Genomic DNA, 14376 nt, shown 5'->3' on the forward strand with positions numbered 1-14376 from the left:
CTCCTATTCGAGGCCGAGCGCGCGACGCTTGGCAGCGTCGTAGTCTTCCTGCGTGATCAGCCCCTGGTCAAGCATCTGCTTAAACTCGGCGAGCTTCGCCACACCGTTTGACTCGGGCGCTTGCTGCTGCGGCGCCTGCTGCTGAGGCGCCTGCTGCTGTTGCTGCTGAGGCGCCTGCTGCTGGAACGGATTCTGGTAGGGCGCGTTCTGACCCTGCTGCTGGAAGTTCACTGCCGACCCGGCCGAGTTGACGCCCATTCCCATCATGGCAATACCGCTACCGCCGTGCTCGCCGGCAGCTTCAAAGCCGCGTGCCATCGACTGCTGCAAGAACGACTGACCACGGCTGCCCGAAAGTGCATCCGCCTTCTTGGCATCGCTGAGCAGCGCGCGAGTGTCTTCGTCGTACTCGATCGACTGGATCGCCACGCTCACAATTTCGAGACCGCGAGCACTATTCCACTGGTAGGCATCCTCGACAGCCTTCGAAAGCGACTGGGCGAACCCGATCGAATCGCCCTGGATGCGGGCCATACGGTTGCCCTTACTGGGGTCATTCGTGTAGTTCGAGAACGCCGGTGCGAGGCTCGAAACAACCTCGTTGAACAGCTGTGAGGCCGCATCATTGTCGAGGTCGGAGAAATCAAACACTGAAGCGTTCGGGCCGAGATAGGTGTAGGGCACGAACTGCTGAGTGAACAGGATGGGGTTCACGATGCGCAGCGAATAGGTACCGCGAGTAAGCGCACCAACCTGCGCGCCCAGGTAAGCGTCATCCCAATAAATTTCCGACTGCGTACCGAAACGGTTGTTCGGAATCTCTTTCAGGTTCACGTAAAAAGCCAGGTGCTGCGCTGCCGGCTGGCCGCCGTGCTTAAAACGATCCCACGACTGCTTAACGAGCGAGTCGACAAAACCGCCGCCGGTGAAAATCGACTTCGAGTTCGCATCGTTCGGTGCGAACACATAGGCACCCGGCTCGGTAACAATGCCGGTAATACGCCCTTCCTGGAACGTGAGCAGAGCGTATCCCTCGGGCACGATGATTTTGCTGCCATCGGTAATGATGTTGGCAGAGCCGCGAGTGTTCGACCCGCGTCCCTGATTCTGGCCGTATGCCACGGCGGGGAAGATCGCGGCCGTAGGAGCGAGCTGCTCGGGCGGCGCCAGGAAGTCAACCCACTGATCCGCGAGCGTTCCGCCAATCGCACCTACTGCTGCCTGGATAAAACCCATGATCGAACCCCTTCGTTTTGGGTGCTCTCGCAAACTAGTCCACTGATACCACGATGGTATCGCGCACTAGTTTGCGAGAGGCTGGTGGTGTTACTTCTTTTTGATGGATGCGCTCGCAATAAGCAGACCAATACCAACGACGATGCAGATGATGCTGCCGTAGGCCTGAATGAAGTGGATCGGGCTTTCGACAACGAAAAAGGCTTCAAAGAAGCTCATGTACGGGAGCAGGCTCAGACCATTGACAATGTTCCAGATCGCGAGCAGTACACCGATACCGATGGCTGACATGCCGATGCTGCGCAGCTGCTGAGGAAGCTGCTTGGTCTCGCTGTGGCCGGAGGCGGCAGCATAGGGGTTGGCACCCATTGCACCGAACTGCCCCTGCTGCTGGCCACCATGGTGCGGCTGCCGCTGGCCACCATAGTGCGGCTGCTGCTGGGCGCCGTAGTGCGGCTGCTGCGGGTTCATATTGCCGTACTGCTGCTGCGCGGGAGCACCCTGCGGCGGATGCTGAGCATTCGCACCGAAGTCCTGGTGCTGGCCTCCGAAATTCTGGTTCGCCGGAGGCTGGTTTGAGTTCATCTGGTCGCTCATGTCGGTGAGCCTAGCCCACACAGACAGCCCCGCCATCTACTCCTAGTAAAAGTTCGGTTAACAGGCTGAGGGCCCTCATCCTCGAGGATGAGGGCTATCGAAAACGCTGGTTGATTCGACGACGAGCCTCCAGCAGCGGGGGCCCACAACCCCGGGGTTCTCATACCCCACCAAAATGGCTTGTTCCCCGGCGCACGGCCGGGGAACAAGCCAACGCGGAGGATAGTCCCCTACTGCCCCTCATCGTTCCGCAAACGAAACGACGAGCCTCTGGCAGCGGGGGCCCAAACCCAGGGGTTCTCATACCCCACCAAAATGGCTTGCTCCCCGGCAAAAGGCCGGGGAGCAAGCCAACGCGGAGGATAGGGGATTCGAACCCCTGAGGGCGTTAACCCAACACGCTTTCCAAGCGTGCGCCATAGGCCACTAGGCGAATCCTCCAGGGTGCCGCAAGGACACATCTTGACATCCTAGCCGGCAGCGGGCCGTATCGGCCAATTGTGCACTAGGCGTTGCGACGCAGACGCAGCCGCAGCAGTAGCCCCGCAACTCCGAGCGCAACAGCAAACCAGCCAAACACGCCAAATTTGCCATCAACACCGGTGCCGACGATCTTCTGTTTTTTGGCTGCATCCTCTTGCTGACCGGCTTTATCAGCCGAAGTCTTTAATGCATCCTCGAACGCACCGGCAGGCACGCTTTCGTACCCCTCAACAGAAGCATGCGTCGAAGTCACCCGCGGCTGCACAGCACCGCCATTACCAGGCTCGGCAGGCACCACTGCCCCACCGCCGCTACCGGCATTGTCACTGCCGTCCTCATCGGTCGCGGGCGCAGTTTCAGTGGCCTCCGGGCGCTCCGTCGGCGAGGGTGGCGTCGTAGACTCATCCGGAGCAGGTTCAGTGGTGGTGGCATCCGGTTCGGGCGTCTCGCCCGACGTGAGCGTCGGGTCGCCGACGGTTTCACTGGGTTTCTGAGTCGGAGTGGGCTGTGCAGTTTCTGTCGGTGCACCGGTTTCAGTCGGTTCGGGCGTCGTCGTCGGATCCGCCGGCGGTTCGTGAATTTCAGTTGCGGTCGGTTCGGGCTGGGGTGGGTCAGTCACGAGCTCGCCGGGCTGATCGACGCGGCCGTCTTGATCCACTGAAAAAATGCCGTCGGTGCTATCGGGAACGTCGGCCGCTGCGGTGAGCGCGGGAGCGACCAGGACTAGACCGGCAACAACAAGCGAGGTGCCGACCAGCTTGTGCCAGCTCGATGCTGGTGAGCGAAGCATGCCCCATCCCCCTGAGTCAGGCCACCGGCCACGAAAAATAACAATCTGATAGAGATACTACCGTCACAGTGCGGCAATTCCGACCGCATCTCTAAAGATCTACCTAAAGACTGACCCCTCGCCCGGCACGCTCAGGAAAAAAACGATGCGGGCCCAACCTTTCAGTTGGACCCGCACCAGGTTTGCGGCTGAGCCGCGAGAAAAACGTGACTACTTGAGGGTCACGGTTGCACCAGCGCCCTCGAGGGCTTCCTTGGCCTTCTCGGCGGTTTCCTTGTTGACACCCTCGAGCACAGCCTTGGGGGCACCGTCAACGAGAGCCTTAGCCTCACCCAGGCCGAGCGAGGTCAGACCACGCACCTCCTTGATGACGGCGATCTTCTTGTCGCCAGCGGCTTCGAGGATGACGTCGAACTCGTCCTTCTCCTCAGCAGCCGGAGCGTCGCCACCGGCAGCGGGGGCGCCCGCAGCAGCAACTGCAACCGGAGCAGCAGCGGTAACGTCGAAGGTCTCTTCGAAGAGCTTCACGAAGTCGCTGAGCTCGATGAGGGTGAGCTCCTTGAACTGCTCGATGAGCTCTTCAGCGGTGAGCTTTGCCATTTTGTATCTCCTTAGATGGTGAAATTACGCCGCGGGTCCGGTTGGACTAGTTCGCGGATTCCTGCTTTTCGCGCAGCGCGTCGATAGTGCGAACCGCCTTCGACGCAGGCGCGGTGAACATGTATGCGGCACCGAACATCGAGGCCTTGAACGCGCCGGCAAGCTTGCCGAGCAGCGTTTCGCGGGACTCGAGGTCGGCGAGCTTGTTGACCTCTTCCGGGGTGAGCGGCTTGCTGTCGAAGTAGCCGCCCTTGATCACCAGGAGAGGGTTGTCCTTGGCAAAGTCGCGCAGTGCCTTGGCAGCGTCGACAACTTCACCGGTCACAAACGTGATTGCGGTCGGACCGCTCAGGTAGTCGTCGATGCCTTCGATCTCGGCGTTCTTGGCCGCGATCTTGGCGAGCGTGTTCTTTGCCACGGCGTAGGTTGCGTGCTCACCGAGTGAACGGCGCAGCGTCTTCAGCTGCGTCACGGTGAGACCGCGGTACTCGGTCAGCACAATCGCCGACGACTCGCGGAACTTGTCCGTGAGTTCGGCGATAGCTGCGTCCTTGTTCGCCATGGGTCTCCTCTCAATGCTGTTGCACGCCCGACACGGATGCGCCGGACGCACCGCCGGTGCGCTTCTCTGAGGCACCAAGTCCACGAAAAAACGCTCCGGCAGATGGCCGGAGCGCGAACGCGCGAATGCGCATGCGAAAATGCTCGTGGTCACCTGCGCGGGCCGTCTCATCGAAACCTTCGTCTGACATCTGCTTGCGCACACGCCAGTCACCAGCGGTCTAAGGCTGTCGTCAATAGTAGCCAAAGACGTTATGCGTGCGCAAGCACAAGTCTGAGTTCGGTCGTGAATTGGCGCGAGATACTGGGTGACATGCCGAAACTCGGATACACCGCCGCGCAAATCCGCGCCGCCGAAGCGCCCCTGCTCGCACGCAATGTGCCGCTCATGCAGCGCGCATCGGCAGCGCTCGCCGATCACGTGTTGAGTCTCCTACCGACGCCAAAAACGGCCGGGGTCACCGTGCTCGCCGGCGCCGGAGACAACGGCGGGGATGCGCTCTACGCTGTGGCCGAGCTGGCACGCGCTGGTGTTTCAGTCGAGATCGTCGCGGCGATGGGCAAACTCCCCGCGGCCGCATCTGAAGCCGCCCTCGCCGCTGGCGCACAGCTGCTGGCAGACCCCGCCAGCCCGAGTGCTGCTGCAAAGAGCGCAGCAGCTGCCGATGTTGTGATTGACGGCGTACTCGGCATCGGTTCGGGCGGCGTGGCCTCGGGCGGATCGCCCGCCCTACGCGGAAACGCTCGCGAAGTGGTTGCCTCGGTTAAGGCCGCGATCGGCAACGGCCCGCTCGTGGTGGCGGTGGATATTCCTAGCGGACTCGACCCCGATAGCGGCCAAGTTATCGAACCGGATGCGGTGCTTGCAGCTCACCTGACCGTCACCTTCATCGGCATCAAAGCCGGACTCTTGCAGGGCGACGGCCCCGACTATGCCGGCAAGGTCTGGCTCGAACCAATCGGTGCCAGCCAGGGGCTGCTCGGCGTGACGCCGAGCATCACCGTTCACTAGCCAGCACCGGCCTACGCCACGGGCATCCGTAATCTGGTTAGCTTGCGGGCCGGTTCTCGGAAGAAAACACCGAGTCTTCGCCGAACCAGTCGCGGGTGGCTTCGTCCCAGGTGCCATCTTCGAAGGCTCGCTCGAGCCAGGTGTTCACCGCATCCCGAAACTCTTCGTCGTCTTTGGGCAGCATGTATGCGAGTTCCTGTGTATTGAAGGGTTCATCCGCATTCACCTGGCACAGTTCGGGGTGCTCGTGTGCGGCCCAAACCACCTCGGGGGCGTCGGTGACCATCACGTTTGCGTTCCCGGAAACGATCTCTTCGAAAATCGAATTGTTGTCATCGAAGCGGATGATCTCGGCGTCGCTGAAGTGCTCATTCGCGAATTCTTCATTGGTGCCACCGACCGGGGTAATCACCACTGTCGTCGGCTGGTTGATCTCTGCGATGGTGTCGAAGTCCTCCTCGTCGCCGCACGTGGTGATCGCAGCCTTGCCGCCGTGGATAACCGGAATTGAAAACGCCACCTGTTCCTTACGTTCGTCGGTGACACTGATACCGCCAACAGCGATGTCGCAGCTCGAAAGGAAGGTCGGCATGAGTTCCTTCCACGAGGTCTTGACGTACTCAACTGTGATGTCACGGCCCGTCTGCTCCGAGAGGTCTGCCGCGAACGCCTCGACCATCTCAATGTCGATTCCTTCAAACTCATCAGCACCACCGGCTGCATAGCTGAAGGGACGGTAGTCGCCGGTCAGGCACGTGTGCAGCACTCCGTCAGCGACCGGGGCGAGGTCGAGAGTCTCGCGAGCGTCGGCCTCGGTTCCGGTGTCATTGGATTCCGCCGCTGTCGTTCCCGGGGCAACGTCGCCAGCACTACAGGCGGAAACAAAGAGCAGAGTGCAGGCGGCTGTTGCAATCAGCGAAGCGGCTCGAAAACGAAAAGGCATGGTTCACCCCGACTAGCGTCATTGATAGAAGAGTGTGGACACTCTAGCCGAACCAAACTGTGCACCAGCGGGCAAAAGTGATGCTTTTACGCTGCCCAGGCCAGTCATGACAGCAATTTTGACTCGACCCTGCACAGCGCATCCACGGCAAAGCCGCGGGCACTCTGCCTACAGCGAGTCGAGCTGTTCAAGCACGTGGTCGGCGAGCCGCACGAGCTTCTCGATTTGCGCATCGTCGCGCTCAATCCACACGGCGCGAGGCTCAGCATCCTGCACCACAAAATTGTGGTGCACCTCCCACACAAAAAGCGTGCGCTCAACCCCGACCACATATTGCTGCCACCACACCTGCCGCAGATATTTCGGTGGGATGCGGTTCCAGTCTTTATTGGTGGTCTTAATTTCGGCGAGCACCACCTCATCGCCCCACTGCGCCAAGCCGTCGGGCGTGGCAAGATGCCGTTCATTATCGGTCGCGCGAATCAGCAGCCCGCAGCCAGCGATATCGTGCCGCTGTCGCATCCATTCGACAATCTGCGGCTCGCGCTTGCGCCCGTGTTCGGTATAGGCATTCCCAACGAAACCGCCGCCCTGCACCTTGTCGATCACCACTGAACGCACCGATTTCGCGCTTGCCAGTCGTGCCGCATCGGTTGCGGTCACTCCCCGACGCCGCGCCTGCAACCAGCGGTTGGTATCTTCGGCGGCACACACGATGCGGTCTGCCAGCTCACCGCTCACTCGCGGCTGTTTGAGTTCGTCGAGGATTCCCGCGCGCCAGACCGTGCCCACACTCGGCGCGAGTGCCGAGTCGGCCGGCCGGGTTTCGGGTACCACAAAGCTCGCCGGCTGCAGCCTGGCTTTGGCGATATCGACGGCAGCGGTTTCGGCGAGCTCATTAGGGCGCTGCTCGGGTTCGGCCAGCGCGAGCGCGAGCGGGCTGAAATCTCCAGGTTCTGGACTCCGCGCCCCGGCCGATTCCGGCTGCGTGGGACGGAAAAAGACCATGCCGGCCATTGTGCCACCGCATCCTCGTTCGGGCGGCCTCCCCCGCCGAGGATGCACCGAACGGCTCTAGGCCGACGGCGTCTCAAAAAACTTGGTGGGCTCCGACAGCGGCTTGTCGGGGTCGGGCCGTTCAACAGTTGCCTGCGGCAGCGTATCCATCGATTCGATGATCGTGGTGGGCACCTCAACGGCGAGCGCACCGTACATCACCGCGTGACGCAGCCCCTTCTGCAGCGACAGCTTCGGCAGCGTGCCGAAATCAACCCGGCCGCCTGCCTGGCCGCGCCCCTGAATCGAGTGCCCAACAAATCCGGCGAGCGATGCATCCCCGGCACCGGTAGTGTTCACGACCTCGCGCGCCGGAGCGTATCCCCACCACGCCTCGTCACGGGTGATGGCCAGCGCACCGTCGCCGCCCATCGACACCAGTGCCACCTCGAGGCCACTGTTTTCAACCACTTCCCGACCGGCCTCGAGCACATCACCGACGGTTTCGAGATGACGGCCCACCAGCGTGGCGATCTCATCAGCGTTGGGCTTAATGAGGTCGACCAGACCCGAGTTCGCCCATTTTTCGAGCGATGAACCGGATGAATCGAACGCCACGCGGGTGCCCAGCCGTCGCGCCTCGCTGAACAGCTCACCCAGATCAACCTTTTCGTCGGTTTCGGGGTGGCGCGGAATCGATCCCGAAACCACCAGCCAGTCGGCGCGCAGCGACTGAATTTCGTTGACCGTCATTTCAATCACGTCATCCCACGCGCGCTGCGGAATCGGCACCGCCTGCTGGTTGACGTTGGTGGTGCGCCCGTTCGTTTCGAGAATCGCGGTGTTTACACGCATCCGGCCGGGAATTGGCAGGATGCGCAAAATCTGCGGGTGCGGGGTGCGGAAAAGTAGGTGTTCGTCTTCGCGGCCAATCGGCAGCACCGCCGAGGTTGGCACACCCGCAACACGCAGCGTGCGTGAAACGTTGATGCCCTTTCCCGAGAGGAACTCCTGAATTTCGGTTGCACGGTTGACTTTGCCGGCGTCAAACACGTCCACAAAGTAGGTGCGGTCGATCACGGGTGCGGGGGTGAGCGAAACCACTGCGGCCATTACGAGTTCCTTCCACTAAGTGCATCCAAACTAACCCCTCTGTGTAAATTGTCGCTCCGCATCCGGCCGTCCCGGTCACGGTTTCTCAAGCGCGACTCGGGCACACTTGAGGGATGAACGACTCAACTGCCAAGGATGTTTCGTCACTGCTTCCCACCGGCGATCGGATGCGCGCGCTGGTTGCCACCGGGATTGGCGGCACCGAGTGCCTCGAAGTACGCGAGATGCCACTGCCGATCGTGGTGCATAGCGATGTGCTAGTGCGGGTGTTTGCATCCGGAATCAACCCGATTGAGACGAAGACTCGCGCGGGTTCAGGGATGGCCGCGGTGGTTGATCACCCGTTTGTGCTCGGCGGCGAGTTTGCCGGTGTGGTCGTAAAAGCACCGTTTGAACTGGCCGAATTTCAGCCGGGTGACGAGGTGTGGGGGATGCTGCTCACGCCCCACTATCAAGGCGCGCAGGCCGAGTATGTTTCGGTGCCGATGATGTCGCTGGCCCATAAGCCGCGTTCGCTCGACTGGACCGCGGCCGGCGCGGTGCCCCTGGCGGCACTCACCGCGTGGTGGGCAGTTGTTGAAGCAGCCCGCGTGCACAGCGGGCAGCGGATGCTCATCCACGCCGGCGCCGGCGGCGTGGGCCATTTTGCGGTGCAGCTGGCGAAGTTTTACGGCGCGCACGTGGTGACCACCGCATCCGCCCGCAACCATGAGTGGCTGCGTGAGCTGGGTGCCGACCGGGTGATCGACTATCGCAATGAGCGATTTGAAGAGGCAATTGATGAACCGGTGGATGTGGTCATTGATTTGATCGGCAACGTGCACGACAACACTGGTACGCGTTCGCTTTCGGTGCTGCGCAATGGCGGCCTGATCATCAATGTGCCCACCGGATCGTGGCCAACGATGCACGAAGAGGTCGCGGCGGCCGGTCGCGGACTGCGGGCGTCGGTGTTGAAGCTCTCGCCCGAGGGGCGCATTTTGCGTACGCTCGCGCAGCTGTTTGATCAGGGCGATCTGCGCGTGCACGTTGATGCGGTATTTGGTCTCGACGAGGCTGCTGCCGCACACGAGCGTATTGAGCAGGGACACACGCGCGGCAAACTCGTGTTTGATTTGCGCCCGTAGCTCAGCGCTTGATCTGCAACCAGGAAACGCCAGAGGGGCTCAGCTAATGCTGAACCCCTCTGAACCGGTCGTTGATTTTGACGGTTACGACAGTGCCGAAACGTCGAGCGGGATGCTCGGGCCGAACGTGGTCGAAACGTTGGCCTTCATGATGTAGCGGCCCTTCGACGACGACGGCTTGAGGCGGACGACCTCTTCGATCGCGGCGCGCAGGTTCGCTTCGAGCTTGTCGGTGTCGAACGAAGCCTTGCCCACGATGAAGTGGAGGTTCGAGTGCTTGTCAACGCGGAACTCGATCTTGCCGCCCTTGATCTCGGTAACAGCCTTCGCTGCATCCGGGGTCACGGTGCCGGTCTTGGGGTTCGGCATGAGGCCACGGGGACCGAGAACCTTACCGAGACGACCGACCTTACCCATCATGTCGGGGGTGGCAACGGCCGAGTCGAAGTCGGTCCAGCCGTCAGCAACCTTGGCGATGAGCTCGTCGCTACCGACCTCGTCGGCGCCGGCTGCGAGGGCGGCTTCAGCGGCGGGGCCCTGCGCGAACACGATCACGCGAGCGGTCTTACCGGTGCCGTGCGGCAGGTTGACGGTGCCGCGCACCATCTGGTCGGCCTTGCGGGGGTCGACGCCCAGACGCATCGAAACCTCGACGGTCGAGTCAAACTTCTGCGAGGCGGTTTCTTTAGCAAGCACGGCAGCCGCATCAACGGTGTAGAGCTTGCCCTCTTCGATCTTTTCGGCCGCGGCGCGGTACGCCTTCGACTTCTTTGCCATGTTGTGCTCCTTACGAGAGTGTGCGGTCGAACGAGCCAGGCTGGCTCTCCCGCTAAAAGTTGGGATGCGCGGCGTTCATGCCCCGTGCACTCGGTGCAGGATGCGAACCCACGCGGGTGCGGCTAGTTGCCGGTGACCTCGATGCCCATCGAACGGGCAGTACCGGCGATGATCTTCGCAGCGGCTTCAACGTCGTTGGCGTTGAGGTCGGCCATCTTGGTCTGGCCGATTTCGCGGCACTGGTCGAGCGTCATCTTGCCGACCTTGTTGGTGTGGGGCACACCCGAGCCCTTCTTCACACCGGCTGCCTTCTTGATGAGTTCAGCTGCCGGCGGAGTCTTGAGCGTGAACGTGAACGAACGGTCTTCGTACACGGTGATCTCAACCGGAACCACGTTGCCGCGCTGCGACTCGGTGGCGGCGTTGTACGCCTTGCAGAACTCCATGATGTTGACGCCGTGCTGACCCAGAGCCGGACCAACCGGGGGTGCCGGGTTAGCGGCGCCAGCCTGGATCTGCAGCTTGATCAGACCCGCGACCTTCTTCTTCGGTGCCATGTGTTTTCCTTTCATCGAGTGGATGCCGCAAGCATCCCTCTCCCGCCTCGCGGGCCGATCCCGCGCGCGGTGCTTGTTTCACACACCCGCCCAGGCGAGTGCGCAACCTTTACAGGGTACCGCGCTCGAGCACGGCACGCCAGTGAAATTTAGAGCTTGATGACCTGGTTGAAGGCGAGCTCAACCGGAGTCTCGCGACCGAACAGCGAAACCAGCACCGTGAGCTTGCCGCTGGCGGTGTTGATTTCGGTGATCGTACCGTTGAGGCCCTCGAACGAGCCCTCCTTGATGGTGATGGTCTCGCCGATCTCGAACTCAACCTCGGTGATCGGCTGCTTATCAGCACCACCCTTGGTGGCGGCAGCACCGGCAGCATCCGAGGGCATCTCGACGGTCGACTTGAGCATCTCAAACGCCTCGTTCAGGCGCAGCGGCACGGGGTTGTGGGCGTTGCCAACGAACCCGGTCACGCCGGGAGTGTGGCGCACAACCGACCAGGTGTCTTCGTTGAGGTTCATCCGCACCATGACATAGCCGGGGATGCGTACGCGCGAGACCATCTTGCGCTGACCCTTTTTGATCTCAACGACGTCTTCCATCGGCACCTGGATCTCATAGATGTCGTCTTCAACATCCATGGTCTGGGCGCGCTGGTTGAGGTTTTCACGCACCTTGCGCTCAAAACCGGCATAGGTGTGGATGACGTACCACTTGCCGGGGCGGCGGCGCAGGTCTTTTTTGAAGGCAACGAGCGGGTCAACCTGCTCGGCAGCCTCAGCTTCGTCTGTGGTAGCGGCAGCCTGGGCGGCTGCCTCTTCGTCGTTGTCGACATCGAGCACGTCGTTAACCTGCTCGTCCACCTCGGGGTCGCTCAGCTCGCTGGTGAGCTCGGCCTCGTCGCTATCATCGTCGAAGTCGGCGTCTTCCTGATCGATGGCCGCGACAACCTCGTCAGCCGAAAACTCGTCGACGCGGTCGCCCTCCTGGGCCTCCTGAACTTCCGAGTCCTGCTCTTCGGCCGACTCAAACAGGTTATTGGGGTCGGATAGGTTGCGGTCAGACACTTGAACTCTTCTCGTTTCGATCGTTGTGAAGTGAAGTCATCGCACCAGCACCGTTGGCTAGCGCGGAACGGAATTACTGTCCCGTCGGCGCGGGAGTTGGGATAGCGGTCGGGTCAGGGGTTGCTGGTGCTTCCGGGAACAGTTGTGTTCCGTTACCGAAAAGCCAGCTCGACCCAATACCGAAGGCAAAGTCGAGCAGCGTGACGATCAGCATCATCACCACGAGGAAGCCGAGCACCACGCCCACATAGCGCCACAGCTCTTTTCTGGTGGGAGTGACCACCTTCTTGAGCTCGGCCCCGACCTCTTGGAAAAACTTCTTGATGCCGCGACGCTCACCCTCGGTGTCGTCTTTGTCGCGCTTTTCACTGCGCTTGGGGGTGCGCTTGCCCTTCGGCTCGGTCGACGCAGCCTTCACCTTTTTCGACTTTTTTTTGGCTGCCCCGGCCACCTCAGCGGCGTCATCAGCATCGGTCGAACCCGATTCTGCATCGTCAGCAGCGTCGTCGGTCGCCGTTTCGGCGTCAGCGTCGCTTGGCTTTTCGCTGGCAGCGTCGTCGGCTTCACGGCTCGTCAGCTCGTCGCTCGTCGAGTCGATCTGCTCGTCATCACGCTCGTCAGTAGCCACGCGATTTCCCCCTGTCGTTGGATGCCCCTGTCGTTGGGTGTGGGTGCAATTGTTTTTGGGCACGCCACATGATGCCGTTGGGCAACTCCACCAGGTTACTTCACCGGCACGAATGCGTCTACTCATTCCCGCCAATGGATGCATTGAGCAGAGCATCCGGGATGCTTGCGTGGCCGCACCGAAACCAAACGGTCACGACACCAAAACAAGAACCCCGTGGAACTTGCCACGGGGTTCTTGTCAGCTGCAGGGCGGACAGGAATCGAACCTGCAACCTGCGGTTTTGGAGACCGCTGCTCTGCCAATTGAGCTACCGCCCTAGGTCTGCCGATCAGCTTAACGCAGTCAGCGACTCGCCTAGTTTAGTCGCTTTCTGGCAATCTCGCCATTCTGAGCCAGCCCGCGCAATTACGGGCCGGCCACGCCGCTACGGACCGGCCGCGCATCCAGGCACCAATTACCAATGGCCTGAAAACTGTCTGGCTAACCGGCAGCATCCCTGCGAATCACATTCATAAGGGGTTAATCTGGTGGCATGTCTGCTAACCGACTCTCGCCGCGCATCGCGGCCATTGCCCCCTCCGCAACCCTGAAAGTTGACGGCAAAGCCAAAGCCCTCAAAGCCGAGGGGCGCCCCGTGATCTCGTACGCCGCCGGTGAGCCCGACTTCGCCACCCCGGCCCACGTGATTGACGCGGCGCTCGAAGCCGTACGCGACCCGAAGAACCACAAGTACACCGCGAACACCGGCCTGCCCGAGCTGCGCGAAGCGATCGCAGCCAAGACCGCTCGTGACTCGGGTCTTGAGGTACCGATCAACCGCATCATCGTGACCAACGGCGGTAAGCAGTCGGTGTTCCAGGCCATTAACGCCATCGTTGGTGAGGGCGACGAGGTACTCCTCCCCACCCCGGCCTGGACTAGCTACCCCGAGGTCATCAAGCTCGCTGGCGGCACCACCGTCGAGGTGTTTGCTGGCGCCGACCAGGACTACAAGGTCACCGTCGAGCAGCTCGAAGCCGCTCGCACCCCGGCCACGAAGGCCATGCTGTTCGTCTCGCCTTCGAACCCCACCGGCGCCGTCTACACTCCCGAAGAGACCCGCGCCATCGGTGAGTGGGCACTCGCAAACGGTGTCTGGGTGATCGCCGACGAAATCTACCAGAACCTCACCTACGGCGGCACCAAGGCCACTTCGATCGTCGAGGCAGTTCCGGCGCTCGCCGACACCTGCATCCTCGTGAACGGTGTCGCCAAGTCGTTCGCCATGACCGGTTGGCGTGTGGGCTGGATGATCGGCCCCGAAGACGTTATCGCCGGTGCCGCAAACCTGCAGTCGCACCTCACCAGCAACGTGAACAACATCGCGCAGCGTGCCGCTATCGCCGCGCTCACCGGCCCGATGGAGCCGATCGAAGAGTTCCGTGTCGCCTTCGACCGTCGCCGCAAGCTCATGGTTGAAGAGCTCAGCCAGGTGCCGGGCTTCCGGGTGCCGACCCCCGAGGGCGCGTTCTACGTCTACGCCGACGTGACTGAACTGCTCGGCAAGGAGTACGACGGCAAGCAGATCAACACCTCCCTTGAACTGGCCGACTACATCCTCGACAAGGCCGAGGTGGCGATCGTCCCCGGTGAGGCGTTCGGACCTTCGGGCTATGTGCGCCTGAGCTATGCGCTCGGCGACGAGCAGCTCGTTGAGGGTGTGCGCCGCATCCGCGATCTGTTCAGCTAACCCGCGTTTGTTTGCTGCAGGGCCCCGGTCGATCACGATCGGGGCCCTCGCCGTATCTGCACGGTGCCGCTGGCTCGCCCCGTGCCGTGCCTCTGCACACCACCTTCATCTGCCCCGCACGCATCCGCCCCTTCATCCGCCCCTTCATCCGCCCCTTCAC

The 14376-nt window shown here is 61.8% G+C and carries 15 protein-coding genes and 2 tRNA genes; 3 read left to right on the plus strand and 14 right to left on the minus strand.

What is annotated here, in order from left to right; translation table 11 throughout:
• Positions 1-3: 3 nt before the first annotated feature.
• The 6 genes from JMV54_RS08665 to rplJ all read right to left on the minus strand — a co-directional run bounded on the left by JMV54_RS08665 (position 4) and on the right by rplJ (position 4268).
• A complete protein-coding gene (locus JMV54_RS08665) occupies positions 4-1236 on the minus strand; it encodes an SHOCT domain-containing protein (protein ID WP_201518515.1) in 1233 nt (410 codons plus the stop codon).
• A gap of 90 nt (positions 1237-1326) precedes the next feature.
• Positions 1327-1833 carry a hypothetical protein gene (locus JMV54_RS08670; protein WP_201518516.1) on the minus strand — a complete coding sequence of 169 codons (507 nt, stop codon included), beginning with the start codon at positions 1831-1833 and terminating at the stop codon, positions 1327-1329.
• 356 nt (positions 1834-2189) lie between these two features.
• Positions 2190-2274: transfer RNA gene (locus JMV54_RS08675), tRNA-Ser, on the minus strand.
• A gap of 64 nt (positions 2275-2338) precedes the next feature.
• Complete coding sequence (locus JMV54_RS08680) at positions 2339-3106, minus strand: hypothetical protein (RefSeq protein WP_201518517.1); 768 nt, start codon at positions 3104-3106, stop codon at positions 2339-2341.
• A gap of 210 nt (positions 3107-3316) precedes the next feature.
• Positions 3317-3706, minus strand: coding sequence for a 50S ribosomal protein L7/L12 (rplL, locus tag JMV54_RS08685; RefSeq protein ID WP_201518518.1), 390 nt, complete (start codon positions 3704-3706; stop codon positions 3317-3319).
• A gap of 46 nt (positions 3707-3752) precedes the next feature.
• The gene (gene rplJ, locus JMV54_RS08690) at positions 3753-4268 is read right to left on the minus strand and encodes a 50S ribosomal protein L10 (RefSeq protein ID WP_201518519.1); all 516 of its coding nucleotides are present in this window, start codon (positions 4266-4268) and stop codon (positions 3753-3755) included.
• A gap of 312 nt (positions 4269-4580) precedes the next feature.
• On the opposite strand from rplJ, the gene JMV54_RS08695 reads away from it, so the two are divergent.
• Positions 4581-5279, plus strand: a complete 699-nt coding sequence (locus JMV54_RS08695) for an NAD(P)H-hydrate epimerase (protein WP_201518520.1) — start codon at positions 4581-4583, stop codon at positions 5277-5279.
• Between the two features lie 37 nt (positions 5280-5316).
• On the opposite strand, the gene JMV54_RS08700 is transcribed toward JMV54_RS08695, so the two are convergent.
• The 3 genes from JMV54_RS08700 to JMV54_RS08710 form a co-directional block, all read right to left on the minus strand.
• Positions 5317-6222 (minus strand): transporter substrate-binding domain-containing protein, encoded by a 906-nt coding sequence (locus tag JMV54_RS08700; RefSeq protein ID WP_201518521.1) that lies wholly within the window; start codon positions 6220-6222, stop codon positions 5317-5319.
• A gap of 168 nt (positions 6223-6390) precedes the next feature.
• Positions 6391-7239, minus strand: a complete 849-nt coding sequence (locus JMV54_RS08705) for a YqaJ viral recombinase family protein (RefSeq protein ID WP_230972587.1) — start codon at positions 7237-7239, stop codon at positions 6391-6393.
• Between the two features lie 57 nt (positions 7240-7296).
• The gene (locus JMV54_RS08710; RefSeq protein ID WP_201518522.1) at positions 7297-8331 is read right to left on the minus strand and encodes a 1-phosphofructokinase family hexose kinase; all 1035 of its coding nucleotides are present in this window, start codon (positions 8329-8331) and stop codon (positions 7297-7299) included.
• Positions 8332-8444: 113 nt separating this feature from the next.
• Between JMV54_RS08710 and JMV54_RS08715 the strand changes: the two genes are divergently transcribed.
• Entirely contained in the window at positions 8445-9458 is a 1014-nt protein-coding gene (locus JMV54_RS08715; protein WP_230972885.1) for an NADP-dependent oxidoreductase, read from the plus strand.
• 84 nt (positions 9459-9542) lie between these two features.
• Here JMV54_RS08715 and rplA read toward each other — a convergent pair whose 3' ends face one another.
• The 5 genes from rplA to JMV54_RS08740 all read right to left on the minus strand — a co-directional run bounded on the left by rplA (position 9543) and on the right by JMV54_RS08740 (position 12804).
• The gene (rplA, locus tag JMV54_RS08720; RefSeq protein WP_201518523.1) at positions 9543-10235 is read right to left on the minus strand and encodes a 50S ribosomal protein L1; all 693 of its coding nucleotides are present in this window, start codon (positions 10233-10235) and stop codon (positions 9543-9545) included.
• A gap of 122 nt (positions 10236-10357) precedes the next feature.
• Positions 10358-10792 carry a 50S ribosomal protein L11 gene (gene rplK / locus JMV54_RS08725; protein ID WP_201518524.1) on the minus strand — a complete coding sequence of 145 codons (435 nt, stop codon included), beginning with the start codon at positions 10790-10792 and terminating at the stop codon, positions 10358-10360.
• 149 nt (positions 10793-10941) lie between these two features.
• The gene (gene nusG, locus JMV54_RS08730; RefSeq protein ID WP_201518525.1) at positions 10942-11856 is read right to left on the minus strand and encodes a transcription termination/antitermination protein NusG; all 915 of its coding nucleotides are present in this window, start codon (positions 11854-11856) and stop codon (positions 10942-10944) included.
• Positions 11857-11929: 73 nt separating this feature from the next.
• Positions 11930-12484, minus strand: a complete 555-nt coding sequence (gene secE / locus JMV54_RS10800) for a preprotein translocase subunit SecE (RefSeq protein WP_338085379.1) — start codon at positions 12482-12484, stop codon at positions 11930-11932.
• Between the two features lie 247 nt (positions 12485-12731).
• Positions 12732-12804, minus strand: a tRNA-Trp gene (locus JMV54_RS08740).
• A gap of 215 nt (positions 12805-13019) precedes the next feature.
• On the opposite strand from JMV54_RS08740, the gene JMV54_RS08745 reads away from it, so the two are divergent.
• Positions 13020-14216 (plus strand): pyridoxal phosphate-dependent aminotransferase, encoded by a 1197-nt coding sequence (locus JMV54_RS08745; protein ID WP_201518527.1) that lies wholly within the window; start codon positions 13020-13022, stop codon positions 14214-14216.
• Positions 14217-14376: the final 160 nt, after the last annotated feature.

Source organism: Gulosibacter hominis, assembly GCF_904842695.1.
Lineage (GTDB): Bacteria > Actinomycetota > Actinomycetes > Actinomycetales > Microbacteriaceae > Gulosibacter > Gulosibacter hominis.

Coding starts and splice junctions, on each gene's coding strand:
- JMV54_RS08705 (WP_230972587.1), bottom strand. CDS start 7,239: ATGGCCGGCATGGTCTTTTTCCGTCCCACGCAGCCGGAATCGGCCGGG.
- rplL (WP_201518518.1), bottom strand. CDS start 3,706: ATGGCAAAGCTCACCGCTGAAGAGCTCATCGAGCAGTTCAAGGAGCTC.
- rplJ (WP_201518519.1), bottom strand. CDS start 4,268: ATGGCGAACAAGGACGCAGCTATCGCCGAACTCACGGACAAGTTCCGC.
- rplA (WP_201518523.1), bottom strand. CDS start 10,235: ATGGCAAAGAAGTCGAAGGCGTACCGCGCCGCGGCCGAAAAGATCGAA.
- JMV54_RS08715 (WP_230972885.1), top strand. CDS start 8,445: ATGAACGACTCAACTGCCAAGGATGTTTCGTCACTGCTTCCCACCGGC.
- JMV54_RS08745 (WP_201518527.1), top strand. CDS start 13,020: ATGTCTGCTAACCGACTCTCGCCGCGCATCGCGGCCATTGCCCCCTCC.
- JMV54_RS08670 (WP_201518516.1), bottom strand. CDS start 1,833: ATGAGCGACCAGATGAACTCAAACCAGCCTCCGGCGAACCAGAATTTC.
- JMV54_RS08695 (WP_201518520.1), top strand. CDS start 4,581: ATGCCGAAACTCGGATACACCGCCGCGCAAATCCGCGCCGCCGAAGCG.
- JMV54_RS08710 (WP_201518522.1), bottom strand. CDS start 8,331: ATGGCCGCAGTGGTTTCGCTCACCCCCGCACCCGTGATCGACCGCACC.
- JMV54_RS08700 (WP_201518521.1), bottom strand. CDS start 6,222: ATGCCTTTTCGTTTTCGAGCCGCTTCGCTGATTGCAACAGCCGCCTGC.
- JMV54_RS08665 (WP_201518515.1), bottom strand. CDS start 1,236: ATGGGTTTTATCCAGGCAGCAGTAGGTGCGATTGGCGGAACGCTCGCG.
- rplK (WP_201518524.1), bottom strand. CDS start 10,792: ATGGCACCGAAGAAGAAGGTCGCGGGTCTGATCAAGCTGCAGATCCAG.
- JMV54_RS08680 (WP_201518517.1), bottom strand. CDS start 3,106: ATGCTTCGCTCACCAGCATCGAGCTGGCACAAGCTGGTCGGCACCTCG.